At 37.3% G+C, this 25,709-nt stretch carries 28 protein-coding genes and 6 pseudogenes; 23 read left to right on the top strand and 11 right to left on the bottom strand.

The features are described 5' to 3' along the window. Window positions 1-26: 26 nt before the first annotated feature. Window positions 27-346, bottom strand: a pseudogene (locus tag MHI41_RS12030) (hypothetical protein). Between the two features lie 180 nt (window positions 347-526). Here MHI41_RS12030 and MHI41_RS12025 point away from each other — a divergent pair. The 5 genes from MHI41_RS12025 to MHI41_RS12005 all read left to right on the top strand — a co-directional run bounded on the left by MHI41_RS12025 (window position 527) and on the right by MHI41_RS12005 (window position 3,879). Further along, on the top strand, window positions 527-820 hold the full coding sequence (locus MHI41_RS12025; protein WP_317327657.1) for a CotD family spore coat protein: 294 nt from the start codon (window positions 527-529) through the stop codon (window positions 818-820). A 140-nt stretch (window positions 821-960) separates the two neighbouring features. After that, entirely contained in the window at window positions 961-1,515 is a 555-nt protein-coding gene (locus MHI41_RS12020; RefSeq protein WP_072368055.1) for a GNAT family N-acetyltransferase, read from the top strand. Continuing rightward, window positions 1,469-2,023, top strand: coding sequence for a hypothetical protein (locus MHI41_RS12015; protein WP_039956011.1), 555 nt, complete (start codon window positions 1,469-1,471; stop codon window positions 2,021-2,023). The genes MHI41_RS12020 and MHI41_RS12015 overlap by 47 nt, the downstream gene beginning before the upstream one ends. A 154-nt stretch (window positions 2,024-2,177) precedes the next feature. Continuing rightward, on the top strand, window positions 2,178-3,590 hold the full coding sequence (locus MHI41_RS12010) for a polysaccharide deacetylase family protein (RefSeq protein ID WP_342494211.1): 1,413 nt from the start codon (window positions 2,178-2,180) through the stop codon (window positions 3,588-3,590). A 97-nt stretch (window positions 3,591-3,687) separates the two neighbouring features. Continuing rightward, entirely contained in the window at window positions 3,688-3,879 is a 192-nt protein-coding gene (locus MHI41_RS12005; protein WP_017367648.1) for a hypothetical protein, read from the top strand. Between the two features lie 47 nt (window positions 3,880-3,926). On the opposite strand, the gene MHI41_RS12000 is transcribed toward MHI41_RS12005, so the two are convergent. Beyond that, complete coding sequence (locus MHI41_RS12000) at window positions 3,927-4,058, bottom strand: hypothetical protein (RefSeq protein ID WP_263485752.1); 132 nt, start codon at window positions 4,056-4,058, stop codon at window positions 3,927-3,929. Window positions 4,059-4,193: 135 nt separating this feature from the next. On the opposite strand from MHI41_RS12000, the gene MHI41_RS11995 reads away from it, so the two are divergent. From MHI41_RS11995 to MHI41_RS11985, 3 genes are all read left to right on the top strand, one after another. Beyond that, the gene (locus MHI41_RS11995) at window positions 4,194-4,619 is read left to right on the top strand and encodes an NUDIX hydrolase (protein WP_224563805.1); all 426 of its coding nucleotides are present in this window, start codon (window positions 4,194-4,196) and stop codon (window positions 4,617-4,619) included. 32 nt (window positions 4,620-4,651) lie between these two features. Then, window positions 4,652-5,068, top strand: coding sequence for an Imm1 family immunity protein (locus tag MHI41_RS11990; RefSeq protein WP_181891355.1), 417 nt, complete (start codon window positions 4,652-4,654; stop codon window positions 5,066-5,068). A 337-nt stretch (window positions 5,069-5,405) separates the two neighbouring features. Further along, window positions 5,406-5,921, top strand: coding sequence for an Imm6 family immunity protein (locus tag MHI41_RS11985; protein WP_342494210.1), 516 nt, complete (start codon window positions 5,406-5,408; stop codon window positions 5,919-5,921). A 132-nt stretch (window positions 5,922-6,053) separates the two neighbouring features. On the opposite strand, the pseudogene MHI41_RS11980 reads toward MHI41_RS11985, so the two are convergent. The 5 genes and pseudogenes from MHI41_RS11980 to MHI41_RS11960 all read right to left on the bottom strand — a co-directional run. Beyond that, window positions 6,054-6,446, bottom strand: a pseudogene (locus MHI41_RS11980) (sigma-70 family RNA polymerase sigma factor); the annotation flags it as partial. An 8-nt stretch (window positions 6,447-6,454) separates the two neighbouring features. Beyond that, a pseudogene (locus MHI41_RS11975) lies at window positions 6,455-6,686 on the bottom strand (ImmA/IrrE family metallo-endopeptidase); the annotation flags it as partial. 1,054 nt (window positions 6,687-7,740) lie between these two features. After that, window positions 7,741-10,722, bottom strand: a complete 2,982-nt coding sequence (locus tag MHI41_RS11970) for a hypothetical protein (RefSeq protein WP_342494209.1) — start codon at window positions 10,720-10,722, stop codon at window positions 7,741-7,743. 321 nt (window positions 10,723-11,043) lie between these two features. Next, window positions 11,044-11,127 (bottom strand): annotated as a pseudogene (locus tag MHI41_RS11965) (hypothetical protein); the annotation flags it as partial. After that, a pseudogene (locus MHI41_RS11960) lies at window positions 11,123-11,593 on the bottom strand (tetratricopeptide repeat protein); the annotation flags it as partial. The pseudogenes MHI41_RS11960 and MHI41_RS11965, both read right to left, overlap by 5 nt. 144 nt (window positions 11,594-11,737) lie before the next feature. On the opposite strand from MHI41_RS11960, the gene MHI41_RS11955 reads away from it, so the two are divergent. After that, a complete protein-coding gene (locus MHI41_RS11955) occupies window positions 11,738-13,705 on the top strand; it encodes a hypothetical protein (protein ID WP_342494208.1) in 1,968 nt (655 codons plus the stop codon). Window positions 13,706-13,808: 103 nt separating this feature from the next. Here MHI41_RS11955 and MHI41_RS11950 read toward each other — a convergent pair whose 3' ends face one another. Together MHI41_RS11950 and MHI41_RS11945 are read right to left on the bottom strand one after the other, a co-directional pair. Beyond that, entirely contained in the window at window positions 13,809-14,033 is a 225-nt protein-coding gene (locus MHI41_RS11950; protein WP_342494767.1) for a HEPN domain-containing protein, read from the bottom strand. Between the two features lie 72 nt (window positions 14,034-14,105). Next, complete coding sequence (locus MHI41_RS11945) at window positions 14,106-14,444, bottom strand: hypothetical protein (protein WP_342494207.1); 339 nt, start codon at window positions 14,442-14,444, stop codon at window positions 14,106-14,108. Window positions 14,445-14,760: 316 nt separating this feature from the next. Between MHI41_RS11945 and MHI41_RS11940 the strand changes: the two are divergent. Together MHI41_RS11940 and spoIVCA are read left to right on the top strand one after the other, a co-directional pair. Beyond that, window positions 14,761-14,939: pseudogene (locus tag MHI41_RS11940) on the top strand (hypothetical protein). Further along, window positions 14,897-16,357: a site-specific DNA recombinase SpoIVCA gene (gene spoIVCA, locus MHI41_RS11935; RefSeq protein WP_342494766.1), complete on the top strand. Its 1,461-nt coding sequence runs from the start codon at window positions 14,897-14,899 to the stop codon at window positions 16,355-16,357. Before MHI41_RS11940 ends, spoIVCA begins: the two are co-directional and overlap by 43 nt. Here spoIVCA and MHI41_RS11930 read toward each other — a convergent pair. Then, entirely contained in the window at window positions 16,265-16,576 is a 312-nt protein-coding gene (locus MHI41_RS11930; protein WP_342494765.1) for a sigma-70 family RNA polymerase sigma factor, read from the bottom strand. The genes spoIVCA and MHI41_RS11930 overlap by 93 nt on opposite strands. A gap of 390 nt (window positions 16,577-16,966) precedes the next feature. Between MHI41_RS11930 and MHI41_RS11925 the strand changes: the two genes are divergently transcribed. The 4 genes from MHI41_RS11925 to MHI41_RS11910 all read left to right on the top strand — a co-directional run bounded on the left by MHI41_RS11925 (window position 16,967) and on the right by MHI41_RS11910 (window position 20,023). Further along, the gene (locus MHI41_RS11925; protein WP_058214208.1) at window positions 16,967-18,088 is read left to right on the top strand and encodes a tetratricopeptide repeat protein; all 1,122 of its coding nucleotides are present in this window, start codon (window positions 16,967-16,969) and stop codon (window positions 18,086-18,088) included. A gap of 166 nt (window positions 18,089-18,254) precedes the next feature. Next, the gene (locus MHI41_RS11920; RefSeq protein ID WP_322535879.1) at window positions 18,255-18,995 is read left to right on the top strand and encodes a polysaccharide deacetylase family protein; all 741 of its coding nucleotides are present in this window, start codon (window positions 18,255-18,257) and stop codon (window positions 18,993-18,995) included. Window positions 18,996-19,066: 71 nt separating this feature from the next. Further along, window positions 19,067-19,795, top strand: a complete 729-nt coding sequence (locus MHI41_RS11915) for a GDSL-type esterase/lipase family protein (RefSeq protein ID WP_224563799.1) — start codon at window positions 19,067-19,069, stop codon at window positions 19,793-19,795. A 78-nt stretch (window positions 19,796-19,873) separates the two neighbouring features. Next, the gene (locus MHI41_RS11910) at window positions 19,874-20,023 is read left to right on the top strand and encodes a hypothetical protein (RefSeq protein WP_003217499.1); all 150 of its coding nucleotides are present in this window, start codon (window positions 19,874-19,876) and stop codon (window positions 20,021-20,023) included. 136 nt (window positions 20,024-20,159) lie between these two features. On the opposite strand, the gene MHI41_RS11905 is transcribed toward MHI41_RS11910, so the two are convergent. Next, a complete protein-coding gene (locus tag MHI41_RS11905) occupies window positions 20,160-20,300 on the bottom strand; it encodes a sporulation histidine kinase inhibitor Sda (RefSeq protein ID WP_003217327.1) in 141 nt (46 codons plus the stop codon). Window positions 20,301-20,662: 362 nt separating this feature from the next. Here MHI41_RS11905 and MHI41_RS11900 point away from each other — a divergent pair, with 362 nt between their 5' ends. Genes MHI41_RS11900 through MHI41_RS11865 form a run of 8 tightly spaced genes read left to right on the top strand, consistent with a single transcriptional unit; the run spans window position 20,663 to window position 25,680 of the window. Beyond that, a complete protein-coding gene (locus MHI41_RS11900; protein WP_008356191.1) occupies window positions 20,663-21,184 on the top strand; it encodes a YqeG family HAD IIIA-type phosphatase in 522 nt (173 codons plus the stop codon). Between the two features lie 2 nt (window positions 21,185-21,186). Then, window positions 21,187-22,287 carry a ribosome biogenesis GTPase YqeH gene (gene yqeH, locus MHI41_RS11895; protein ID WP_007501357.1) on the top strand — a complete coding sequence of 367 codons (1,101 nt, stop codon included), beginning with the start codon at window positions 21,187-21,189 and terminating at the stop codon, window positions 22,285-22,287. 21 nt (window positions 22,288-22,308) lie between these two features. Further along, a complete protein-coding gene (gene aroE / locus MHI41_RS11890) occupies window positions 22,309-23,151 on the top strand; it encodes a shikimate dehydrogenase (RefSeq protein ID WP_342494206.1) in 843 nt (280 codons plus the stop codon). Further along, window positions 23,145-23,435, top strand: a complete 291-nt coding sequence (gene yhbY, locus MHI41_RS11885; protein WP_008342507.1) for a ribosome assembly RNA-binding protein YhbY — start codon at window positions 23,145-23,147, stop codon at window positions 23,433-23,435. Before aroE ends, yhbY begins: the two co-directional genes overlap by 7 nt. Before the next feature lie 13 nt (window positions 23,436-23,448). Continuing rightward, on the top strand, window positions 23,449-24,018 hold the full coding sequence (locus tag MHI41_RS11880; protein WP_045034392.1) for a nicotinate-nucleotide adenylyltransferase: 570 nt from the start codon (window positions 23,449-23,451) through the stop codon (window positions 24,016-24,018). Further along, window positions 24,008-24,571: a bis(5'-nucleosyl)-tetraphosphatase (symmetrical) YqeK gene (gene yqeK / locus MHI41_RS11875; RefSeq protein ID WP_017367637.1), complete on the top strand. Its 564-nt coding sequence runs from the start codon at window positions 24,008-24,010 to the stop codon at window positions 24,569-24,571. Before MHI41_RS11880 ends, yqeK begins: the two co-directional genes overlap by 11 nt. Window positions 24,572-24,583: 12 nt before the next feature. Next, window positions 24,584-24,940 (top strand): ribosome silencing factor, encoded by a 357-nt coding sequence (gene rsfS, locus MHI41_RS11870; RefSeq protein ID WP_008342502.1) that lies wholly within the window; start codon window positions 24,584-24,586, stop codon window positions 24,938-24,940. Next, a complete protein-coding gene (locus MHI41_RS11865; RefSeq protein WP_017367636.1) occupies window positions 24,937-25,680 on the top strand; it encodes a class I SAM-dependent methyltransferase in 744 nt (247 codons plus the stop codon). Before rsfS ends, MHI41_RS11865 begins: the two co-directional genes overlap by 4 nt. Window positions 25,681-25,709 lie beyond the last annotated feature (29 nt).

Raw genomic sequence — 25,709 nt, 5'->3', positions numbered from 1 at the left:
TCTTATTTTAAAGTTATTGAAAAATGTTACGGTGCAGTTCCGCAGCTGACCTTAAATTCATGGTCTCCTATCTTTTTTGAATAACAGACGGAAGGCGTCATTCCCGTCTCACTTTTCCAAGCCTGCCAATACACATCATACAGCTGACCATATTGAGGGTCTACACCGTCCTTTTTTGCAAAATAGCAAAATAGCTTTGGTAAGGGTAGCCTTCTTGATAAATGGCATGCCGTATCGCTCCTCTCTCAGTCTCATTTGTAAAAACCCATGGCGACAGCAAGGGAAGGGTGATGATTGCGACGAGCAGAATGAAAAATGAAAAGAGCTTATGTGTTGTTTTCAGCATTGAATGTCCTTTCCTTCACAAGAGATCATTTGTATAATATGTTAAATTTGTCCTGTTGTAAAGAAAGAGACTACTAGATCACCAGTGGATTTTATCAAAAATAGACAATCATCTAATCACAAATTGCGCCTCTGACATACGATAGAGTGTAAGTGAAAGACAACTTGAAGGGGTGTTGAGATGAGCCGGAATCGATTAGACAATTTTTTCTTTGGGCCTCGCAGAGGGAATCATGGAGAAGTTGAAACGGTTGTATCCCCTACACGTCAAATTGTCAACACGACAACAAATGAACAAACGATCAGAAAGATTCATCCAACTCATATCACAAACGTCAATAAAAACATCAAAAGAATTGAAAACTACTACCCTGTAACGCAATCTACTCGAAATGAGTATATTATGGAAGAATATGACTGTGGCAGTGATATCAAGAATCCTTGCTGCCGCCCGGTCAAACGCTGTAAGTGGTAGTTTAATGGTAAAAAGAAGTGAGGCATCCTGTGATGGGATGCCTTTTTATTTTTGCATAAAAATTTTGATCAAAAGCGCCTTTCAAGATAAAATTGGAAGTATCAATTCATTCTGATGGAGGCGATTTTCTGAATATTCGATTGTTAACACCAGAAGATGCTCAAGAATATGCGAACTTGAGATTAGAAGCACTCCGATTAAATCCAGAGAGTTTTGCTATGAGTTACGAGGAAGAGAAGCTAGATACGAAGAATAAATATAAGGCTCGTTTTGCCTCTACACAATCTATGTGGACATTCGGTGCCTTTCATCAAGGTCAGCTGGTCGGCTCGGTTACACTCATACAAGAAACCTTGCAGAAATTAAAGCACCGTGCCAATGTGGTAGCGATGTATGTAACGGCTAATGGACGCGGAAAAGGAATGGGGAAGGCACTTCTGACAAAAGTACTTTCTTTTGCACGCGAAAAAAAAGACATCGAACAAATATATTTAACAGTGGTCACAACAAACGACCCAGCCAAACATCTTTATAAGTCTGTTGGATTTAAGTCGTATGCGGTAGAAGAAAAAGCACTAAAAATAAATGGTGCATATGTAGATGAGGAAAAAATGGTGCTATGTTTATCATCGTTTGGAGGGGATATAAATGAGCCAGCCAGTCATGCGCATCACATTGGCAGCCGGACCAAATAGTGAGCTGGAATCCTTTGCGCTTCGTGCAGCACTTGAAAACTTTGGCGCAAAAGTCGATATGCATTGGATAGGCAGACCGAATGACCTGATTAATGTTTTATCCGGGAGGAATAGAGGCGAGACGGATTTCATTCTTTTATCCTTTCACGGAGAAGAAGGAGCGTTTCTCATGCCGGAGTTAGGAGAAGATGTATACGAAGAGGGTGAGCCGAGAGGTGCTGCTTTTGGTGCGGATGACATAAAGCGCTATGCTTCGTTAAATGGAGTCCACATTATATGTACAGGCTGTACACTAGGCGAAAAAAAGTTGGCAGAAGCTTTTTTAGAAACAGGGGCGATATCCTATACAGCGCCCGATGACTACATTGATGGAAATGCGTCATTTATTTTTGTTCTCACCATGCTGTATGAGCTGGTGAACAACTCAAAGACAGTCAGAGCAGCTTTTGACCAGGCACGCTCTATTGATGAAGAAACAAAGTTATTCCAACTGTATATGCAAAAATAAGGGCTGAGCAATCAAGCCCTTTTTATATGTCTCTCGTAAAATATGTCGAAAATGTGACAAATGTGTTTTTTGCAAACTAAAAAGGGGCTGCGAAAAGTCTATCCTACAAACACACGTCATCCAGACAGGACGGCATCACGAGAGGAGAATCATTGTGTCAATCAAAGGGAAAGTCATTCTTGTTCTATGCGGACTTGCGATTGTCATCGGAATCGCTGGATTTTATCATAATCAGCAAGCAAGCGGGACAGAGAGAAAAAAAGTAGAACAAGATGCGAGCTACAAACAAGTTGAAATTGTCACACTTGTGAATGACGGGAAATTCATGAGATATGCTGTCAACTATCCGCTGTTTCATCAAGAAAAACTAGATCAGGAGATCAAAAGATTTGCAGAGACAGCGTTAGAAAGGTTTAAAACATCGTTTAGTCAAGCGAGTGATGTCAATGAAGAAAAACGATACGAGTTAAACATCGATTATGAGATCATTCATTATGCCAAGCAAACCGTCGCAATCAAATTCAATACATATGAAGTGAAGGGCGGAAAGCAAGGCGTCAATCAAACGAAGGTGATGAACTTTGATTTCAAGAAACAGACATTTTTATCAATCAACGATATCTTTCTATCAAAGAAGGACAACCTTCAAAAATTATCTCATATGACTTTTGAGGAATTAAAAAAAGATCGAACGCTAGCTGAAAATCAGTCGCTGCTCAAACAGGGAACGTCTCCTGTGGCGAAGAATTATCAGTATTTTGCCATCAAGGATCGCTATATCGAATTCTACTTTCCAAGAGGACAAATCGCTCCAAATCATCAAGGCCCTCAAGTGTTAGCGATTAAGAAAACACTGCTGAAAGGAATATTAAAACCTGAATATATTAAGAAAGAATTGAACAAAAACGAGAAAAAAGAACCGATTCCAACAAGAAAGATTGTGAAATTGCCAAAACCATCCACATTTCATCCGAATCAAAAAGCCATTGCACTCACATTTGATGATGGGCCCAATCCATCAACGACCTCAAAAATTGTAACAGCATTAAAAGAGAACAAAGGACATGCTACATTTTTTGTATTAGGCAGCAGGGTTCAGTATTATCCCGATATGTTAAGTGAAATCAGAAAGGGTGGAAATGAAATTGGAAACCACTCCTATAACCACCCTTTGCTCACAAGACTTCCTTTAAAACAAGCGGTCAAACAAGTAGAAGACACGCAACAGATCATTGAAAAAGCGAGCGGGTTCACACCGACTCATTTTAGACCGCCATATGGCGGGACAAACGGGCAAATCAACGAAGCTCTTCACATGAAAGTGACCCTTTGGGATGTGGATCCTGAAGACTGGAAATATCGAAACAGCCAATACGTCGCGAACTACATTCTAGCCCATGTATCTAGCGGTGAAACGGTCTTAATGCACGACATCTATGACACCTCAGCAAACGCAGCCGTCACGATTATCAAAGAACTCACAAAACAGGGATATCAATTATTGACGGTATCTGAGCTTGAGCAGTGGAAGGAAGCGCGTGAGAAGAAAGGTGAATTGAATACGTAATGATTATGCGAATCTTAGTAGATTCGCATTTTTTAAAGCATATTATGGAAATAAAGGGAAATCATGTTAAAGTGAGTGTAGCAAGGGAGGGCTTCGGATGGTATTCATGAGGTTGATTAGCCTATATATGCTGACAGCATTTAGTTTGGGTTTTATCGTTAACTATGTACCTGGTTTGATGCTGCCCATCTATATACTTGCGATGATCGGGCTTATTTTATGTCTCGTTCATATTGCGCTGCATTATATTCATCGAATCAGAAATATGTTGTTTCATGAGAAACGGTAAGAATACTTGCGTACGCTAAGAAACCTCTCTCTAAAAGAGTGAGGTTTTTATTTTTGCGGTTTTTGATGTTCTAACAGTTGTATATTTTTCTCATTTGATTCTTTCATGTGTCTTAATAACGAAACGATACTCCAAGTAAACCAAATGAGGACAATCAGTAAAATGATGGTGATCCACATGCTGGGGCATCCAATCTGCTGAATGCTTCTTTTTGAATGTATCAAGGATACCGTATAATGAATGTATTGAAATGAACAGTTCGTGCTATTTATTCGACAATTGATGTAAACAAAGAGCGAAGGAGGTAGATATATTTGAAACGAGTAGATGTAGTATCAGCTATTATTTACGATGCGGAAGAAAATATTTTAGCAGTTAAAAATGTAAAGGGATATTGGGAACTGCCTGGTGGGGCTGTAGAAAAAGGCGAACACCTGCATCAAGCCGTGATACGCGAGGTGAATGAAGAGACAGGGTATGTTTGCAAAGTAAATGAAATTCATTCGGTTCGAGAAGCAGTCTTTCAAGACAAAAAGCATCATGCTCTGATAATCACCTTCTTTGCTGAAATCACCGGAGGGCAAATAGATATTCTCGATCCAGATCATGATATTGAAGAAGTAAAATGGGTCAGCAAGCAAAACTTTCAAAAGTTAAACCCAAAGTTATATAACTTATTAAAATTAAACGAAGACTCACAAGCTTTTTATCAATTTGAAGGAAATAGAACAGTTGGTTAACAAGTTGATATAGGTATGAAGGAGAGATATGGATGTTTTTATACTACGGCCCCACAGGAGCTCCAGTAGAAAATCCGGGAGAAGAATTCATGAAAAGAATTTTTTTTCAGGAGGGTGAAGAGTATTGGAAACAAGGAAACGGTGAATCTTCCATTGAGATAGAAGAAGATTGGGAAAGTGAAAGTCTAGTTTTCTTTTATACGGAACCGTATGGGTTCTTGATCATGAGATATCCAAATTTTTTGGTCCCTTTTAAAAAGGGAGAAAAAATTGAAACGATCGAGCATTTGGTCGCAGGCGCCCCATTGTATGTGCCGTCATGTAGCTACATCAATCGGGATCAAGCTTATCAAATCGTTCACCATTTTTTGACGACAAAAACAGTTCCTGACCTTGTTGAATGGGTAGAGTTGAGGGATATTGATTTTCAGTATGATAAGAAAAGTTAGAGGGAGCAAGATGAAAGTGAGTACATATGAGAAGTTACATAACTTAGATGAAACTATGCATTTACATGTAGGGTATGATGAACATGGTTTTGATTATGAAGGCGTGTTTTTTTAGAGTTTAGATAGGAAATGTACAAAAGGTTTGTTTGATCAAGTTCCAAGTGAGGAAAGAGGAATATTCAAGCAACTGACAGATCACTATCCTGAATTGAAAATAAAAGTAACATCAGAACGAGATCCAAGTGTCCCGTACCCAAGAGATACTTTATCTTTTGATGTTAAAAATGGTGTTACAGAAAATGTCGTTAAAATAAAAAAATAGAAAAGAGGCTATAGAATGGATTTTATAAATGACATTAGTGAAGAAGCTAAAGTTGCACTAGGCTTAGCAATAGCCGAAAAAATGTATGCATTCATAGATAAAGAAGATGATGGTTACCACATAGGAGAAAAAGCTCTAGAAGATTGCTGGAAATGGCTTTCTGGTAAAGAGTTAAGTGCAGATGATTTATGTAACTACATAGATAGTGAAGATTATATAGATGTAGCCGAGTTCGCAAATAAAGAAAAAGATGAACAAAAACAATATGGCTGGTATTCAGTATTAGATGCAGTTTCTTACACAGCGTATCAAGCGTATAGACGAGAAAATAAAAAGTTTGTTTCTCAAGTGCTAGAGGTAATAGATGATGAAACATTAATTGTAATGTGGGGAAATGCAATTGAATCAAAAAAGATTGATATGGCTGAATTAAATACCTTGAGAAAATATTTAATTGATCATTATCCTAGCAAAGATCACGATAATAACAAAATATTTCTAATTAACAAAGAGGACATCGCAGTCATTTAAATTAGTTTTATTGGGCAATATGAATAAAGGGCAGCTATTATCAAAAGAAATGCAGAGAGACCGTAGCTTAGTGCCGAAATTAAAAACAGACCTAATGAGGTCTGTTTTTGTTAGAAGTTAGGAAGTTTATTTTCATTTCCCCTTCTCCCGCTTCCGTTTCTCCTTCTCAGCCCGGTAAAACTCATGAAACATCTTCATCAGCGCCCGCTTCTCAATACGGGATACATAGCTCCGCGATATCCCGAGCTCCTTGGCTATTTCCCGCTGCGTTTTTTCTTTCTTTAAATCAAGGCCGAACCTGCCGACGATCACTTCTTTTTCCCGGCCGTCGAGAATGTCGATATACTCCTTTACTTTTTCAAGCTCCATGTTGAGCTGAATGGTATCAATCACATCTTCATTTTCAGATTTTAAGACATCAATTAATGAAATTTCGTTGCCTTCTTTATCCTGACCGATTGGGTCATGTAAGGAGACGTCTTTTTTTGTTTTTTTGAGCGCGCGTAAGTGCATGAGAATTTCGTTATTAAAGTCAAAAGGGGCGTACATAAATTTCCCGTAACAGCTTGACTAAATAAGTGTTGAGTCAGTTTTCTGTAATAAATGCTTGAACATTTTTTAGCGAATGAAGGGGATACCTTAAAAAAACAGGCTACATTTTCAATTGCATGTGATTGTATGTACGAAAGATTAATATTACACAACATGAAAGTTGGAATGCAAAAGTGATGTAAAATAATTGGACTGCCACTCTAAATAATCAGTTACCATGATTCCAGGGATAATCATAAGTATAATTAGTATTAAGTAAAATCAGTCAATGCTTATAAATCCTCCAATCCTTGAAATAAAAAGTAGAGCACTGTTCAACATAGAAAACCGTAAACCCAATGCATGAAAAATAAAGACCCCCATGCCCCAACAAGATGATTGCTTGTCATATCAAAATATCTGATCAATGAAAAATTAATCTAACTAAAGCTAGAATAGATGTTACAAAACCTAATATGTTTCCTATCAAACTTTAAAACAAACTCAATGGTTCTCTTCACTATAAACGCTTCTTATGTAATCAGCGTGTAAAATTTAATCAGTTACCTCTCCGTCTTTAGCTGCAAGGAAAGTTTCAGGATCGTTATCTGGTTGGCAGTGTCGCGCAAGGTGATTATCCGTGTAAAATAACACTTGGAATAAAAATCCTTCTCACTGTTTAGAGTTCATATTGAGAAGGGTTTTTCATTTTTTAACTAGGTATTATTAGCCGACCCAGCCTTCTACTGCAGAACCAGTTGGAACACCTTTGAAACAAACTTCAATGTTATCAACTGCATTTCCACAAGAAATCTGTACGGAGTCAATTAACTTTTGTTCTTTTTTACCGTTCTCAGAAAAATATCGGATCTTCCCAAGTACTAAGGTATCACCAACAGCTTTATAAAAAATGCTTAAAACAACAGGCTTGATGTGGCTTTCAATGGTATACTATACTCCCCAAAAATTTTTGGAAGCATAAGTGAAAAAATTGGGTAATTATTGAATAAATGGATTTTTCAGAGATATTTTTTACTGATTGTCTCAGTGGCTATGTTCATTTGGTTGTTTGATCTCATTTTTTTATTGTTGAAATTGTTTTTTTTTACTTTCACCTCATTTTTAATTTTCATCTAAAATTGATAAGTCATTCTACAAAAATATCCATTATATTACATTTTGATTTTTCATTTTTTTATGACTTTCCTCAAATTGAATAAGTTGATATGATTCATTCAACCGACATGTTTTATTAGTTGAACTTTCATACAGCATTCTTTCATGATTTTTAGAATAGCTTCTTTAACCTTAACCTTTTTATTTGTTCGCCAGCCTTATTTAGAGAAGTCACAGGAGTCCATTTTGTTACGGCTTCTGGAAACTTTATTTTAATTACATGTTCAATATGGACCGAACTGACCCCAGCTCTTTCTAACATATCTCCAATATCAACTGCATTTGTCATATTAAAGCTATTTTTACATAGATCTGTAATATCCTCTGTCGAGAATCCAGAAACATGTAAAGACTTCACAATACTATTTAGATCTATATGAAACATCTCTTGAAATGTACTGGTAATTTCCTTAATGGAATACCCAGCATTTTTTAATACTGTAGAAAGTCCGTCATTACCCATTTGGAATAGCCCTTGTACGAGTGCTGCAACATCTTGAACAACAAATCCTTTTAGCTTCATACGGACTGCTAAAGTGTTGCTGTCCCAATTGAAAAGGGAAAACATAGTTGCTCCGATATCAAAAGAGGGAAGGTTTATGTCTATCAATTGCTCAAAAATTTCTTCGTCATTGAATCCCAATACGCCTCTGAGTCCAGAAGCAATATCTGTGACTGCGTAATTTGCATTCTTTAATAACCCTGCGATTTGATGACGGGCTAAATCAAACGAGTGCTGAAGGTGTACAATTGCTTCTTCTACATTATATTCGGCTTTTTGAAATGCTTTTACAAAGTCATCGACTGATATATCTTGGAATGTTTCTTTAAGAAAATTCCCAACCTCGCCTGTGAATTCTAAAATGCCGTTTTTGCACATCTTGAGAAATTCTCCAGGATCGATTAATTGAGATTTCAAGTAATTCCAGCCCTTATTTTGAATATCTTTAATTAGTAGAGTGGGCAATTCTTTTAAATCTTTAATAAGAGCATTGGTTTCTAATGAAATGGTTAGATGATTTCCAAAAAAAGAGAAACTTGCTTCCATGCTTAATTGAAATTCGTCGGGAGTTATCCGTATCTTGGTATCTCCGCTTATTGAAACATTGAGGTTGAGGGAAACCCCTTCCCATTGTATTTTGATATTGTTAATATCAAATTTCAGAGTGGCTGTGGCTTCTAATTTTTTTGTCCCTTCAAGTGTGCAATTCATATCAAAGTCTGCAATTGTTCCGAGACTAAAATGTAGTGTAAAAGAGAATCCGTTGTCTAATACAAGAATTTCGGTTTCCTGCTTTAAATTAAATATAGAAACTGCAGCAGATAAGTAAAAATATTTTTTTTCATTCGGCGTCCCATTCATACCAGTTGTATCAATCATGACAATTGGCCCTTTTTTTCCAGAAGCATCTGAGATGCGAAGAATATCTCGGATTCCAATAGGGGATCTCAATTCTGCATTAGCAAAAATACCTGTCTCGTAGTTAAACTGTAGTACTGTTTTGGTTTCTAAGCCAAAGAAATTGACATCAGCATTTACAATTAGCCCTTTATAAGTCTTCCCGTCAAAGGGGTTCTGAAACCCTTTTGGACTTGTTGCAATACAAAGCAACAGGTTCTTCAGTATTATCTTATCTAGAAGCGGAATCCAATCCACATTAACTTGTGTGAAAGCTTTGATCAATCTGTTGAGCATAATCCCTTTTTTAGCACTCGGACTAGGTAATGTTTCTGCAAACAAAGCAGTTGGAATTTCTCCGTTTTTTAACTCCATTACAGCTGTTAGTATTACTTGATCACTAGGGTTGTCTCCTCCTAAGAGAATTTTTCCTCCAACAGTCAGAATAAAAATAGGTCCAGTAAACGTTATGCCAAGAGCAAGGTCCATAATGGTTATACCGGGTATACCAAATGGATTCTTCCATTGGGACTGGTCATCTTTGAGGCTCAGTAGGAGATGAGGGTCTCCTTCTGAGCTTAACCCCCCTATACATTCCAAGTCTAGCCGATTGTTTTCAACAACTAAACTTACATTACCGTGAAGACTAATTGTTTTGTTCTCAGGAGAAAAGACTACACGAAATCCTGAAAATTGCAGGTTTCCTTTAGGTTCAGGTTCTTGTATTAATCCTGTTATTAACGGAGAATGACGAATATCCCCACTGAGATTTGTTGAGAGGGTAAGTTTATCTATCTCACCAAAGAGTGGTTTAAACAAACTAAAAGGTTTTCCTTTTAGAGAGATTTTTGAGAAAAAGATGGTTCCTTTTTGTAATTGAGCAGGAATACTTGGACTCAATTGTAAATTAGGGGGAGTTGCTACCCTATCAATAGTGGATATAATCAAACCAGAATCCAAAAAATTCATTTGAATTCCGAATTTATCAAGAATTGGAGTGAGAACAACATTTAAAACAGCTGGGGACCATGGTTGAGGAAAGTGTACTCCATATGTGTAGCCTGATTCTGTTTCATTGGTTACTGTATCGAACAAAAGTGTACCTATCCAATGAACATCTCCTCCATAAATCCCCTTTAAATTATAAGCGCCTTTTATATTGGCTGAAATTTGTCGTAATGATTCAGAAGGATTCGAAATGTCGAATTTAGCAACCATATTCGATATGCTTAAGCGTAATGATGGAGTAGCTATTTCATACGTATCATCCGAAGAAAGATGAACTTGAATATGATTAAGGTGCTCAGAGTTAAATACGAGTTCTGAATTGGGATTTTTCCAAGCATCAAAGAATGTACCATGAAGTTCTGGAAGAAAAGTTTTCAATTCCCACTGTGGTGAAAATTTTGATAACGTGAAAATTGATTGCAATTGTTCATCTTTAAAGTAAAAATTGATTGCAATTGATAAAGGGGGCTCTGAAAAATGAATTTTTTCAATGATTCCTCGTATCTTTATGCATTGCTCTTGATCTAGATACCTTACAGATACTTCCCCAAGTTGCAGTGTTTCTCCTGAGATGAATTGCTGGATAATCGTAATAATATTCGCGGATTCTATAAAATTTATTGGAATATTGAATGTTGTTCCGTTTGTATGCTGTTGAATTAACTGTTTCAATTGATTGTAATCCACTATCTTACAACTCCTTTTCTACAAAATCGTGATGTTTAATTGTTCATATTTTATTCAATTTGAAAATTTTTATCAGCAATTAAAGTTTTTTAAAAAGGAAGTTGAAAGAGGTTAAAAATTGTCATATTAATGATGAAGAATTTTTAGGTGAAATAGATGATTTATTAGACAATATTGTTTTAAATTCACTATACTAATTAGACCTTGTTGGACTTTTTCAGCAGTTTCTGATTTGTTTAATTTGAAGACCAAAAAAAGGTTCTAATAGATTCAAGAATAAAATGTGGCTAAAGGGAAATAGAACTAATGTTGTTTTTCGAATCAAACAAGGAATTTATGAGTAGGTGCTAGAGTTACATTCCGGGATGCTTCCTTCATTTCGCCATTTGTTTTTGAGCAATACCATCTTCTTGAAACAGATAATACTATCCTCTATTTTCCCATTATAATCAAAAAGGTTTATTCCTAAAAATTCTATATATTTCAGATGGGGTATCCTATGTCGTTCTCTAAAGGAGAACAAATGTTGAGAATTTTAGGTGTATCGCATTTCTTATTTAAAGAACGTTTAATGCTTCAAATAAGTTCATAAAAAGTTCGTCTTTAAAATCTACAGCACTTCTGATTCCTTTGCGGAAGCAATCCTTTGCTTGTTGTTTTTTATCTTGTTTATAATAAATCAACGCTAGGTGATGGTAAGCTTGCGGAAGTACGTCAGAGTTTATTTTTCTGTATTGAACCAAGGCTTGTTCAATGTAATGTGGAGCCTTATTTAAGTTGTCCGTTTTGTGATAGCAGTTGCCGAGATTGAAAAATGCAGTGGCATAGATGTGAGTATTTTACTTTTAAGTAGTACGGCATCTTTTAAAGCTAAAAAACGTGAATTTTGCTTGCGTTCTGGTTTAAAATTTAACTGAAATTTCATTAGAATTTTGTTATATAATTATTGTGTTATTAAAAACAACTTTGAACTTTGTTATATTTTGAAATTCTAAGTAGAACAGGGAGTTATATTATGTTATTCAAAAATTTAGATAGGTTTAATTTTTATAAAGCTGAAAATGAGGTGAAAAAAGGGAAAAAGAAATTCATTGAGTTTATTGATAATACTTTGAAAATGAAGGGAGTAGATGGAGCATTAACAGTATTAAAGTCGTCAGGTTTATCTGTAAACTTATTTAACAGTAAGAGTCACAAGGAATTGTTAGAAGGTACAATAGAACACATTGCTTCTTATTGTAACGCTGACCAGCATTATAAAATCAATAACATCAAAAAGAATATTTTAATATTTGAGAACCTCTTTAATCAATTTGCAAAAGAAAGAACTAAATTTTTTAACACATTTGAAAATATTGATGAAAAGTATAAAGTTGTTTCATATTTAATCTCCTTAGAACTATATCTTAATGAAATTTTAATTGATTCAAAAGAAAATACCAAAAACAAATTTGTGGATTTTTCCAATACTAACGACTTTGAATTGAAAACAGCTCTATATGAGGCTACTATTGGTTCGACAGGACTGATTTTAAAATACTTCATGTTTCAGAAGTATGAGTTTAATGGATATAAAAGAAACATTTCACCGAAAATAATTAAAGCTTCTCAAAAACATATAATCTTTAGTCAAATGTGGGAGCAGTTAAATGATATTTTGGAGTACTGGAAGTACTCTGATGTCACAATAACTAAAGAAGCAGATGGAAAACCATTATTTGAAATATCTGATAAGGACTTCGAGTTAAATAATTTAATTTCTAATGAACGATTTATTAATTTGCGTGAGAGTTGGCAATTGAATCAAATAAATGAAATACAAAATAAGTACCTAGGAAAAAAAGATGATTTTGATAGACAATTATCAGAGGTTACTAACTATCTCAATCATTTGTTTTCAGTTTTATATTTTGGCTCACCTCGTCTAGATGTCAAAATTGATGGAATAGAACTTAAATATTGGATCTATGCATATCAATTAATAATAAATGAAAGTAAAAAATATTTGAAACGGAGAAAGCACTTATCAACATTAAACTTAGATAAAGTTTGTCTTAGTAAATCAAAAGAAAATTGGAAAAGATTTTTTGAGAAAAATGGGTTTTCTCGAGAAAATTCAATAAAAATTATAAACTATTTTACATTTAACAAAAAATCTTTAGATTTAATTGATTGTCCATTTATTGAAGTTAACGATCAACTTATAGTTATACCATCATTAACATCTCAGGCCGATGTTGCCAGAGCATTAGCTTCAAATTTTCTAAATGAAAATTTAAATATGGACTTTAAAGGTCCCAATTTCGAAGAAAGGACTATAAAAGGTCTAGAATTAAGCAATATAAAATGTTCGAGGCTTTATAAAAGAGATGATAATACAGAATATGAATGCGATTTAGCATTTGTTTTAGATAATGAGTTATTTTTCGTAGAGTGCAAGGCGCATGTACAACCCTTTACAACAAGACAACATGCGAACCATTTAAACAAATTATACAATGAAACTTTTCAGATAAATCGAATAGCTGACTTTTATGAAGTCAACTTGCATTTAGTTAAAGAACAGTTAAATTTAAAAGATAGCTTCATACCTAAAAAAATACATAAAATTTTATTAACAACATCCATGATAGGACGACCTATGTATACAAATGGTGTGCATATTGTAGATGAATCTTCATTTACAATGTTTGTAAATAGAACACCACCTAGACTCGATTACTTTGGGAAAGGAGCGTCAATAAGCATAGAAAGTGAAAAGTTTGATGTGTATAAAGGAGAATTAACAGCCCAGAAAATGATTGAATTTCTAAATTCGCCACCACAAATAAAAATATATGAGGAATTGTACAAAGAGAGAAGTTTGTCTTTAGGATTATTTAATGTTAGTAGGAATGTTAAAGTCAATTCAACTGTACACATGGGTGTTAAATTAAACAAAACTGACAAATCTTTGATTCGGAAATTCTATTTAGAAACATAAGTTTTTAACAAATATATACTACATTAACTGATACTATATCATCATTAGGAAACCATACCAAATTATGTAGGTGTGGTTTTTGCTCTATTTATACAAAGTACATCTAATTTTTGTTTGTTGCTTTTGTATCAATTCCAATTCTAATTGGTTCTATTCTTTTTCTAATATGATTGTGTATAAAATCTTCATTAAAACCGAGTTCTTTCAGTAAATAAAATTCTAGAATATTTTTGAGAAAATAATACGCATTTAACAAATCTCCATCTTTAAGAGCCTTATTCGCTAAACTGAGGTTATAATGGGTGTAATAATTTCTTGTGTATGTAATTATTTTTGGGAAATCAAGTCTATGTATTTCAACTGTATAGAAAAAGAAATTAAAATCTGCTATTCTATTTCTTCAAGGGACTTGCTTTTTATTGTTCCAGTTTTTACTGAACCCCAATAGAAATTCTATAGCATCAGCTTTGTCATCCTTTTTATCTGATGTAATTCTTTCAATTCTTTTTTTATATTCTCCGAAACTTCCACTACAAATCCTTATGTTTCTAGAGCTTGAATCAAGTTTAAGAAATGGCGGCTGATTGACAATTCTTGTTTGTATAAGTCGTAAATTTACTCCTTGTAGCATAAACTTAGCTTGATGTACATAAATCTCTTCCGATCCAATTATGCTTTTTGTTGAAATTCGTGAACAATCTATTAAAGTTATTTTAGCATCATCGTTAAAATAGCTCATAGGAGCATTTTTTATTGGGGATGTGAATGTTTAATACAATTCGTCCTTCGCTTTGATTTAAGTAAAGATCTCCTCTATAGTCTGACCTAGAATTTCCTATACTCCAAGACCCGGTCGTGGTGAATTTGACTTTCATTTGTTGTCGCTCCTAATAAAGTTAAAAATATGATGAAATTATTTCAAATCAGCCCATTAATTACGAGCTAATAACAAAAGAATATCTAAACTCATTCCAAGAATATTAACTAATGTGTTTTAAATTCAGCATTTGGACAAACACCTTTTACATAGCATTACCCAAGGGGTGATGCATTTAATGAAGGTGGTAATCATCGAGGGACCTCAAGCTAATAAATGCGTTAACGATTGCTATCATTATTTAATAAAACTTTATAGGAAGGAGATCCAGGGTGATAGCAATATATGTAAGGGTATCGACCGAGGAACAAGCGATCAAGGGATCGAGCATTGACAGCCAAATCGAGGCCTGTATAAAGAAAGCAGGGACTAGGGATGTGCTGAAGTATGCCGATGAAGGATTTTCTGGAGAGCTTTTACAACGTCCGGCGTTAAATCGCTTGAGGGAGGATGCAAGCAAAGGGCTAATAAGTCAAGTCATCTGCTACGATCCAGACCGTCTTTCTCGGAAATTAATGAATCAGCTTATCATTGATGATGAACTGCGAAAGCGAAATATACCATTGATATTTGTAAATGGAGAATACGCCAATTCTCCAGAAGGTCAATTATTTTTCGCAATGCGCGGAGCAATCTCAGAATTTGAAAAAGCCAAAATCAAAGAACGAACATCAAGCGGCCGACTTCAAAAAATGAAAAAAGGCATGATCATTAAAGATTCCAAACTATATGGCTATAAATTTGTTAAAGAGAAAAGAACTCTTGAGATATTTGAAGAAGAAGCAAAAATTATTCGGATGATTTTCAACTACTTCACTGATCATAAGAGCCCTTTTTTTGGCAGGGTAAATGGTATTGCTCTACATTTAACCCAGATGGGGGTTAAAACAAAAAAAGGCGCCAGAGTATGGCACAGGCAGGTTGTTCGACAGATATTAATGAACTCTTCTTATAAGGGTGAACATAAACAGTATAAATATGATACAGAGGGTTCCTATGTTTCAAAACAAGCAGGAAACAAATCTATAATTAAAATTAGACCTGAAGAAGAGCAAATCACTGTGGCAATTCCAGCAATTGTTCCAGCTGAACAATGGGACTATGCTCAAGAACTCTTAGGGCAAAGTAAAAGAAAACACTTGAGTATCAGCCCTCACAATTACTTGTTATCGGGTTTGGTTGGATGTGGGAAATGCGGAAATACCATGACAGGTAAGAAAAGAAAATCACACGGTAAAGACTACTATGTGTATACATGTCGGAAAAATTATTCTGGAGCAAAGGACCGCGGATGCGGAAAGGAAATGTCGGAGAATAAATTGAATCGGCATGTATGGGGTGAAATTTTTAAATTCATCACAAATCCCCAAAAGTATGCTTCTTTTAAAGAGATTGAACAATCAAATCACCTGTCTGATGAATTAGAACTTATTCAAAAAGAGATAGAAAAAACAAAAAAAGGCCGCAAGCGTCTTTTAACGCTAATCAGCCTATGCGATGACGATGATTTAGATATTGATGAAATCAAAACACAAATTATTGAGTTGCAAAAAAAGCAAAACCAGCTTACTGAAAAGTGTAACGAAATTCAATCAAAAATGAAAGTATTAGATGATACAAGCTCAAGCGAAAATGCTTTTAAAAGAGCTATCGACTATTTTATAGCAATCGGTGCAGATAACCTAACTCTTGAAGATAAAAAAACAATTCTTAACTTTATCGTGAAAGAAGTTACCGTTGTGGATTCTGACACCATATATATTGAAACTTATTAAAGAGGGGTGTATGCACCCCCCTTTTGTAATTACAATTTCATTTTCAATACACCGCGCAGCATATGTTGCCAGCTTTGTTCCTTTTCCAGAGGAATAGCTTTCGATGGCTTTAATGAGTCCGATCGTCCCGATGGAGATGAGGTCTTCAGCGTCTTCCCCGGTATTTTCAAATTTCTTGACAATATGGGCGACGAGCCGAAGGTTATGTTCAATCAGCATGTTTCTTGCGTGTTCATCGCCCTCTGCCATGAGGGCTAAGTATTTTTTCTCATCATCTCCCGAAAGGGGTTGTGGAAAGGCATTGTTTTTGACATAGGACACTAAAAACACCAATTCTTTGACCATCAATCCCATCGCTGTAAATACTCCTGCCACGATTTTCACCTCCACCATGTTTAGGCCGCTGCCTATATCCTCAAATGTATGTGAAGGAAGGATTGTCTGTGTCTGTACGATGAAAAAATCATCTTATTTGAAAGAAACGTGCTTCTGTGGGTATGTTTTTGCTGCACATCTCATATGTTTGCGGTTTCTTTGCGGTGCTTGGCGGTCTAGAAGCGTGCTAAAATATGTAATATTAGACCGAAAAGGAAGGGGTTTTTTCGGAACATGGGGAAGGTTCTTTCTTCACATGTCGGTATGAAAATTAATGAATGGTATCGAATGATACGGCAGTTCAGTGTTCCAGATGCGGAAATCTTGAAAGCAGAAGTAGAAGCGGAAATTGAACGTATGGAAGAGGACCAGCATTTACTGATTTATTATCAGCTCATGTGTTTTCGACACCAAATTATGCTCGACTATATACACCCTTCAAAATATCAACCTTTCTCAGTATCTAACCTTGTCGATAAAATCGAAAATTCCAATCATGAGTTATCTGATATGCTGCATTATTACCATGCATTTTTTCGTGGCATGCATGAGTTTAGTCAAAAAGAATATTTGGAGGCCGTCAAATATTATCGTATGGCAGAAAAACAGCTGTCTATGGTATTTGATGATATTGAGCAGGCCGAGTTTCATTTTAAAGTAGCAGAAGCCTACTATATAATGAAACAAACGCATGTCTCCATGCACCATATTTTAAAAGCGCTTGAAATATACGATCAGCATGATGCATATTCCATTCGCATTATTCAGTGCCTCTTTGTCATCTCGGGAAATTATCAAGATTTAAAACGTAAAGATCGGGCACTGCCTCACTTGAAAAAGGCGAAACAACTCGCATCCGTAATTGATCACCCGCGCATTTATAGCTCAGCACTCTATAATTTAGGGAAATGTTATGGGGAGTTAGGTTATCGAGAAGAAGCAGAACGATATTTAACCGAATCGGCTGACCTCGCCAAAAAAGAGCTGCTTCCCACGCTGCCTCATACACTTTATACACTGGCAAAGCTGCTTTTTAGACAAAATGAGCAGACTGAAGCAAGGCGCATATTAGAGGATGGGAAATTGGCCGCAAAGAAGCATGAAGACCAGCTGTTCTGTCATATGTTTGAGTATCTGGATGCTTTATATGTTCAGGAAATCAATGAAGAACAACTGCAAAAAACCATTGATTATTTGGAAAAACTTAGCCTATACTCTTATATAGAGGATATCTCACTAGAAATTGCGACAGCCTTAGAAGCCTCTCAACAATACCAGAAGTCCAACCAGTATTATCAAAAATTGTTATGGGCTCAAAATCAAATCCAAGAAGGAGAGTGTCTGTATGAATTCTAAGCAACGTTCGACAGTTGAAGAGAGAAACCAAACGTGAGACAAAAAGCGGGCCTAATGGGCCGGCTTTTTTTATGTGAAAAAGAAGCGTAGACGATCACGATACTTGAATGAATTCATCAGAAAGCGGGCAATTTAATGTGTAATGATGTTCTGTGGAGGCGGTCTGATGAAAGGGTTGCATATCTTGTTATGTATATTGGTATTATGCGCTTTTGTTCCTGATAACATAGAGGCGCGTACATTAAAAAGAATCGACCTAGAAAAAACGGGACGAGCCTTTTGGGACATGAGAGAGGAACGGAAAAAGATTGCGTTAACCTTTGATGATGGGCCTCATCCGGTATACACAAATCAAATACTAGATGTACTGAGAGAGCATGAAGTGAATGCCAGTTTTTTTGTCATCGGGAGCCGTATTCATGCATATCCCCTGCTCGCAGAGCGGATTGTGAGCGAAGGAAATGAGCTTGGCAATCACACGATGAACCATACGTATTTTGACCTTTTGTCATCGAAAGAAATCAAGCAAGAATTAAAAGAATCAGCGGCTCATATCGCTTCTCTCCAGCCTGGCGGACCCTTATTATTTCGTCCTCCGGGCGGGCGCTTGACGATGAAATCATTCCGCATTCTTTCTAAGCAAGGATACGATATCGTAATGTGGTCCTTTACGCAAGATCCGAAGGACTGGTCAAGGCCAGGTGCACACAAAATTGCCAGCCGTATTATTGAGAATATTCAGGGCGGTGATATCATCCTTTTACATGATGGCGGAGGAAATCGTAAGCAGACAGTAGAAGCGCTGAAACAAGTCGTACCTGAACTAAAGAAAAGGGGCTATGAGTTTGTGAAAGTAAGCGAACTACTGCACCATGACAGAGATTATCTGCCGGTTCAATTACAATAAGAAACAGTCATTCATTGAAACCAAAAGTCTTGTCGTTTACTATATGAAGAGGGCTTTTGGAGGTGAATGTTGTGAAGAAATTTGTTTTCCTTTTTATCCTGATATGTGTTGCGGCTGGGTGCTCGAAGCAGGCGCAGGAAAGTGTGATTGCATTTGGTGACAGTAACACAAGAGGATCGAACTGGGATTTTCGAGATTATCCAACATCTGAAAAATGGGTGAATCTCATGAAAAACGTCGAGCGCGGCCAAATCAAGGTACAGAATGCCGGAATTGGCGGGCAGACAACGGAAGATGCGAAGCTGCGCTTTGAGCAGGATATTTTAAAACAAAAACCAACTTACGTCCTCATCATGTTCGGTACAAATGATGCGGCGATTCTAGACGGGAAACATCCCCGTGTGACCAAAAAACGATTTAAAGAAAACTTATCCTACTTCATTTCTGAAAGTAGGAAAGAGGGAATTACCCCGATCCTCATGACGTGCGTGCCTGTGGTGGAAGGAGGCAAAAAGGGCTTGTATTATTACTCTAGATATAAGTCATCTTATTTTGCTGAGAGAGGCGGGGCGAGAGCTTGGCAAAACTCATACAATGACATCACAAGACAAGTAGCTGAAAAACAGCAAGTGCCGCTTGTCGACAATTGGAAAGCGTTCATCCGAGAAGCGGGTGAAGATAGTGACAACGCCTTGATTCAGTCTGGCCTCATTGACCCTTCTGGCAATCATATGACACCAAAAGGGGCAAGAATCATTTATAACGAAATCAAAGAGCGTGATGTCATTAAACATTTTTAAATGCAGGCCATCAGCCTAAACAAGACGATCCATCCAGCATAGTCTAACAGTATATCTTCTTAGAAGGAGGTAACTGATATGTGGGGATGTCCTTATCCTTACCCTGCGTGTTCACCTTATCCAGCTCAAGGAGCAGGAATCGGTTACGCTTTTCTTGTTGTGTTCCTTGTCGTCATTTTGGTCGTAGGTGGAGGGTTATGGTTTTGGAATGAACAGCCTTGCAAATAAGACACCTCTTCTTTGATCAGAAGGGGTGTTTTTTACGGAAAATAGTAGTAAGCCTATAGCGCAAGTGATATAATATCAGTCACCTGAGTTTAAAAAAGGAGAGTGCTCGGGAGGCATGGTTCCTGGATATATGGAATTAAGAGGAAACAGAGAGCATATGCCCGAGCGAACGTCTTTTCATTTCTGTCTCAATTAATTCAATAAAGTCGCGATTTAAGTTCATTTCATTTGCTTTATAATACGATTCTATAAGTAAATCATCTGACAGCTTTTTCATACTAGAAACCCATATGATGGGAAAAACACCTCCCCTGAAAAAGTTGGCATAAAACTTGAGGAAAAGACATATCATCATAGGTTGATCGAATGTCTTTGAAGTACCTTTAATCTACCATGAATGGGAAACAAGAACAATCGTTCTGTTATCCACATGGTTAAGTGGATAACTTGTGGGTAGAGTGTTTATAATTGAATGAAAGCGTGATGAAATATAGGTGGATAATGTGTGTAAAATTATCCACACCTGTTGAAGGTCCTCATCATATGTCGAAAACTTTTTCGTTGTATTCGATAGACAGACAAATTGTGATTTGATTCGACACAATCGCTGAAAAACCAATGGAAGAAAGGGTGCAAATTGTGCTAAAGAAGTATTTCTTACCGGATGAATTTGTGAAAAGTATTTTCCACATTTCGCCGCAAAAACTAAAAGAACGAAATGTAAAAGGAATTATTACGGATTTAGATAACACACTAGTAGAATGGGATCGTCCAAGTGCGACCCCGCGTTTAATTGAATGGTTTCAAGAGATGAAAGATCACGGGATACAGGTGACGATTGTATCGAACAATAATGAAAAAAGGGTCAAGCTTTTTTCTGAGCCGGTTCATATCCCGTTTATTTATAAAGCGAGAAAACCGATGGGAAGAGCCTTTAATAAGGCCGTCGCTGATATGCAATTGAAGAAAGAAGATGTGGTTGTCATTGGCGATCAGCTTATGACAGATGTGCTTGGCGGAAACAGGCATGGCTTCCATACCATTTTGGTTGTACCTGTTGCGGCATCGGACGGATTTTTCACGAAGTTTAACAGGCAGATTGAACGCAGAATTTTAGGAGCCTTAAAGCGTAAGGGCCACATTCAGTGGGAGGAAGAGTAATAATGGAAAAGGTTGTTTGTATTGGCTGCGGTGTAGCCATTCAGACGGAAGATAAAGATCAATTAGGATATGCGCCGGCAGCATCTCTATTGAAAGAAGATGTGATCTGTCAGCGCTGTTTTAGGTTAAAGAACTACAATGAAATTCAGGATGTGTCTTTAACAGAAGACGACTTTTTAAATATTTTACACAGCATTGGCGAGACTGATTCTCTGATCGTCAAGGTCGTTGATATTTTTGACTTTAACGGAAGCTGGATTAATGGACTGAGCCGTATTGTTGGTGGTAATCCCATTTTACTTGTCGGCAACAAGGTAGATATTTTACCAAAATCCGTGAAAAAAGACCGTCTTGTTCAATGGATGAAGCGAGAAGCAAAAGAAAATGGGCTCAATCCGATCGATGTGTTTTTAATCAGTGCGAGCAGAGGACAAGGTGTGCCTGAGGTCATGGAGGCAATTGATCATTACCGTGAGGGCAGAAATGTCTATGTTGTCGGCTGTACAAATGTTGGGAAATCAACATTTATTAATCGCATTATCAAAGAGGTGTCTGGAGAAGAGAATGTGATCACCACATCCCAATACCCAGGGACAACACTTGATGCGATTGAAATCCCGCTTGATGACGGGTCTGCTTTATTCGATACACCGGGTATCATCAACCGCCATCAAATGGCGCACTATGTCGGCAAAAATGACTTAAAGATTTTAACGCCGAAAAAAGAATTGAAACCGAGAACGTTCCAGTTAAATGAAGCTCAAACGCTTTACTTTGGCGGACTGGCACGATTTGATTATGTAAAAGGCGGCAGAACATCCTTTGTCTGCTACATGCCAAATGAACTCAACATTCACAGAACGAAGATGGAGAATGCAGATGACTTATATGAAAAGCATGCAGGTGAGCTGCTTTCACCGCCATCAAAAGAGGGGATGGAAGATTTCCCGCCGCTCGTTCCGCACACTTTCACCATAGATCAGCCAAAAATGGACATTGTCTTTTCAGGATTGGGCTGGGTGACTGCGAATGATGCTGGAAAACAAATCAAAGTGTATGCGCCAAAAGGCGTGCACGTGTTTATGAGACGTTCGTTAATTTAAATGTTCAGAGGGGGAGAGACCTTGAAACCTTTATACGGAGTAATCGGTAACCCTGTTGGCCACTCAATGTCTCCGGATATTCATAATGCAGCATTAAAGGATGCTGGAATTGATGGACATTATCATGGCTTTCAAGTAGAAAATGATGACCTGAAAGATGCGATTAGCGGCATGAAAGCGTTAGGAATCAGCGGCATTAACGTCACTGTTCCGCACAAGGTAGAAATCATGAAGTACCTCGACAAAATTGATGTGACAGCTGAACGCCTGCGTGCCGTCAATACGGTTCGCCTCGAAAATGGTCAACTCGTTGGGTACAATACAGATGGAGAGGGTTTTCTTCATTCGTTGCTTGAAGCCTTGGATCGGCCGTTATCAGAGCTGTCATTTCTCATGATTGGTGCTGGCGGAGCGGCAAGAGCGATTTATATGACAATTGCTGAGTATGCACCGAAAAGCTTTGACATTACGAATCGTACCATTGAAAAAGCTGAGGCTTTAATTGAAAGTGCCGGTGGGAAAATTACATCTCGTGCCATTGCATTAAATACAGCAGAAGAGCGGCTTGGGGAATATGATGTCATCATCCATACGACCTCGATTGGTATGTATCCGAATGTTGAAGAAACCCCAATTTCTTTAGCGAACGCAAAAAAAACAGCGGTCGTTTGTGATATTGTGTATAATCCAATAGAAACAAAGCTGCTAAGCGAAGCAGCCGGGTTAGGTTTGAAAACGGTCGATGGCGTCGGCATGTTTGTTGGTCAGGCGGTAAGAGCCTTTGAACTGTGGACGGGCATTACACCTGACGCCCGAAAAATGAAGTCAATTGTCATAGAGAAATTAGGAGGAACACCATGTTAAAAGGTAAGCAAAAACGTTTTTTACGTGCGCAAGCACATCATTTATCACCTATTTTTCAAGTTGGAAAAGGCGGGGTAAATGACAATATGGTCAAGCAAATTTCCGAGGCGCTTGAAGCAAGAGAACTTTTGAAAGTCAGCGTATTGCAAAACTGCGACGAGGACAAAACAGAGGTTGCAAAAGCACTTGTAAAAGGTGCAAAAGCTGAACTCGTTCAAACGATCGGAAATGTGATTGTCCTTTATAAGGAATCAAAGGAAAATAAACAAATTAAGCTGCCGTAAAGGTGGATATGATATGAAAAAAATAGGGTTGTTCGGCGGTACGTTTGATCCCCCGCATAATGGGCATTTGCTGATGGCAAGTGAGGTGCGTTTCCAAGTAGGGCTTGATGAAATTTGGTTTATCCCAAATCACAAGCCCCCTCATAAAACGGGCCGAAAACGAGCAGAGAGTCATCACCGCGTAAAAATGGTGGAAAAAGCGATTCAGTCAAATCCTCATTTTCGAGTTGAGCTTATTGAAATGGAGCGGGAGGGCCCATCTTATACAGTAGATACGGTTGAGCTGTTGAAGAAGCGCCATCCTGAAGATGAGTTCTTTTTTATGATTGGAGCGGACATGGTCGAGTATTTGCCGAAATGGCACAGAATCGATGATTTGCTTCAGATGATCACCTTTATTGGGATGAAAAGACCAGGTTATGAAGGAAGTACGGCGTATCCTCTTTTGTTTGCAGATGTTCCGGCTTTTGATGTATCATCGACATTGATTAGGCAGCGAATGAAGCAGGGGAAACCTGTTGATTATTTGATTCCGAAAGCTGTTGAGTGTTATATAAAGGAGCATCATTTATATGAATCGTGAAGAAGCGTTAAACTGTGTCAAACAGCAGTTAACAGAGCATAGATATACACATACAATTGGGGTCATGGAGACGGCCATTTCATTAGCTGAACGTTTTGGTGTAGATGTGAAAAAAGCAGAGGTCGCGGCTATTTTCCACGATTATGCTAAATTTAGACCGAAAGAAGAAATGAAGGGCATCATCCAGCAAGAACAGATGAACCCTCTATTGCTTAAATATTCACCTGAGCTTTGGCATGCCCCAGTTGGTGCCTATTTGGTCAAAAAAGAAGTTGGAATTGACGACCGAGATATTTTAACAGCCATTGAATTCCATACATCCGGCAGACCGAACATGACATTGCTTGAAAAAGTTATTTATGTCGCCGACTATATAGAGCCAGGACGCCATTTTCCTGGTGTAGAGGAAGTAAGAGAGTTAGCAGAGCAGGATTTGGATCTTGCCTTGATTCAATCTTTAAAAAACACCGTCAGCTTTTTAATGAAAAAGAATCAGCCAGTTTTCCCAGATACACTTGCTACTTATAACTCACTTGTGCAAAAGAACAACTAAGGAGGAATTTTGATGGATGCATCATCAATTTTAAACATCGCAGCTGGAGCGTGCGATGATAAACGGGCAGAGGATATTATTGCCCTGAATATGCAAGGGATCTCACTTGTTGCAGATTATTTTCTCATTTGTCACGGGAATTCTGACAAACAAGTACAGGCCATTGCAAGAGAAGTAAAACACCTTGCAGAAGAAGGCGGCATCGAAGTCAAAAAGATGGAGGGCTTTGACGAAGCAAGATGGGTCTTGATTGATCTAGGAGATGTCATTGCTCATGTGTTCCACAAAGAGGAAAGAGGATACTATAACTTAGAGAAGCTTTGGGGAGATGCGCCGAGAGAAACGCTTTCGCTTGGCATTAACTCATGATTTATCAAGGGTTTGCAGGTGTGTATGATGAGCTCATGACACATGCCCCTTATGATGAATGGGTTCAGTGGATACAGCGGTATATCAAGCCAAATAGTGCGATTATCGATGTAGGTTGTGGAACTGGAGAGATCTCTCTTCGGTTAGCTGCAAAAGGCCACATGGTCACAGGAATTGATCTAAGTGAAGAGATGCTGGCATTTGCGCAGCAAAAAGCACAGGCTCATAAGCAGTCTATTCAATTTTTACATCAAGATATGAGAGAGCTTGAGGGGTTTGAACAAACTTTTCAAGCAGCGGTTATTTGCTGTGATTCTTTGAATTATCTAAAAAACGAAAATGACGTCAAAAAAACCTTTAAAAACATGTTTCAGCTTTTAGAAGCAGGTGGGGTTTTATTGTTTGATGTTCATACCCCTTATAAAATGGAAGAGGTATTTCCTGGCTCTACTTATGCCGATCAAGATGAAGAGATCAGCTATATTTGGCAGAGTGATCAAGGAGATCATCCATATTCGGTCATTCATGATTTAAGCTTTTTTGTAAAAGACGGAGACGTGTATGAGCGTTATGATGAAACGCACGAACAGCGTACGTTTCCTTTTGAGACATATGCAGCGTTCCTTGAGTCCGCTGGCTTTGAACAGATTGAAGTGACCGCTGATTTTACAAATGAAGCACCTCAGGAATTGGCCGAAAGGTATTTTATTTCAGCGAAGAAACCAAAAACCATCGTTTAATGGACGATGGTTTTTTAAAACCCTTTTTT

The organism is Bacillus sp. FSL M7-0307 (genome assembly GCF_038627835.1).
Lineage (GTDB): Bacteria > Bacillota > Bacilli > Bacillales > Bacillaceae > Bacillus > Bacillus altitudinis.
This window is presented reverse-complemented; position numbering and strand designations above follow the sequence as displayed.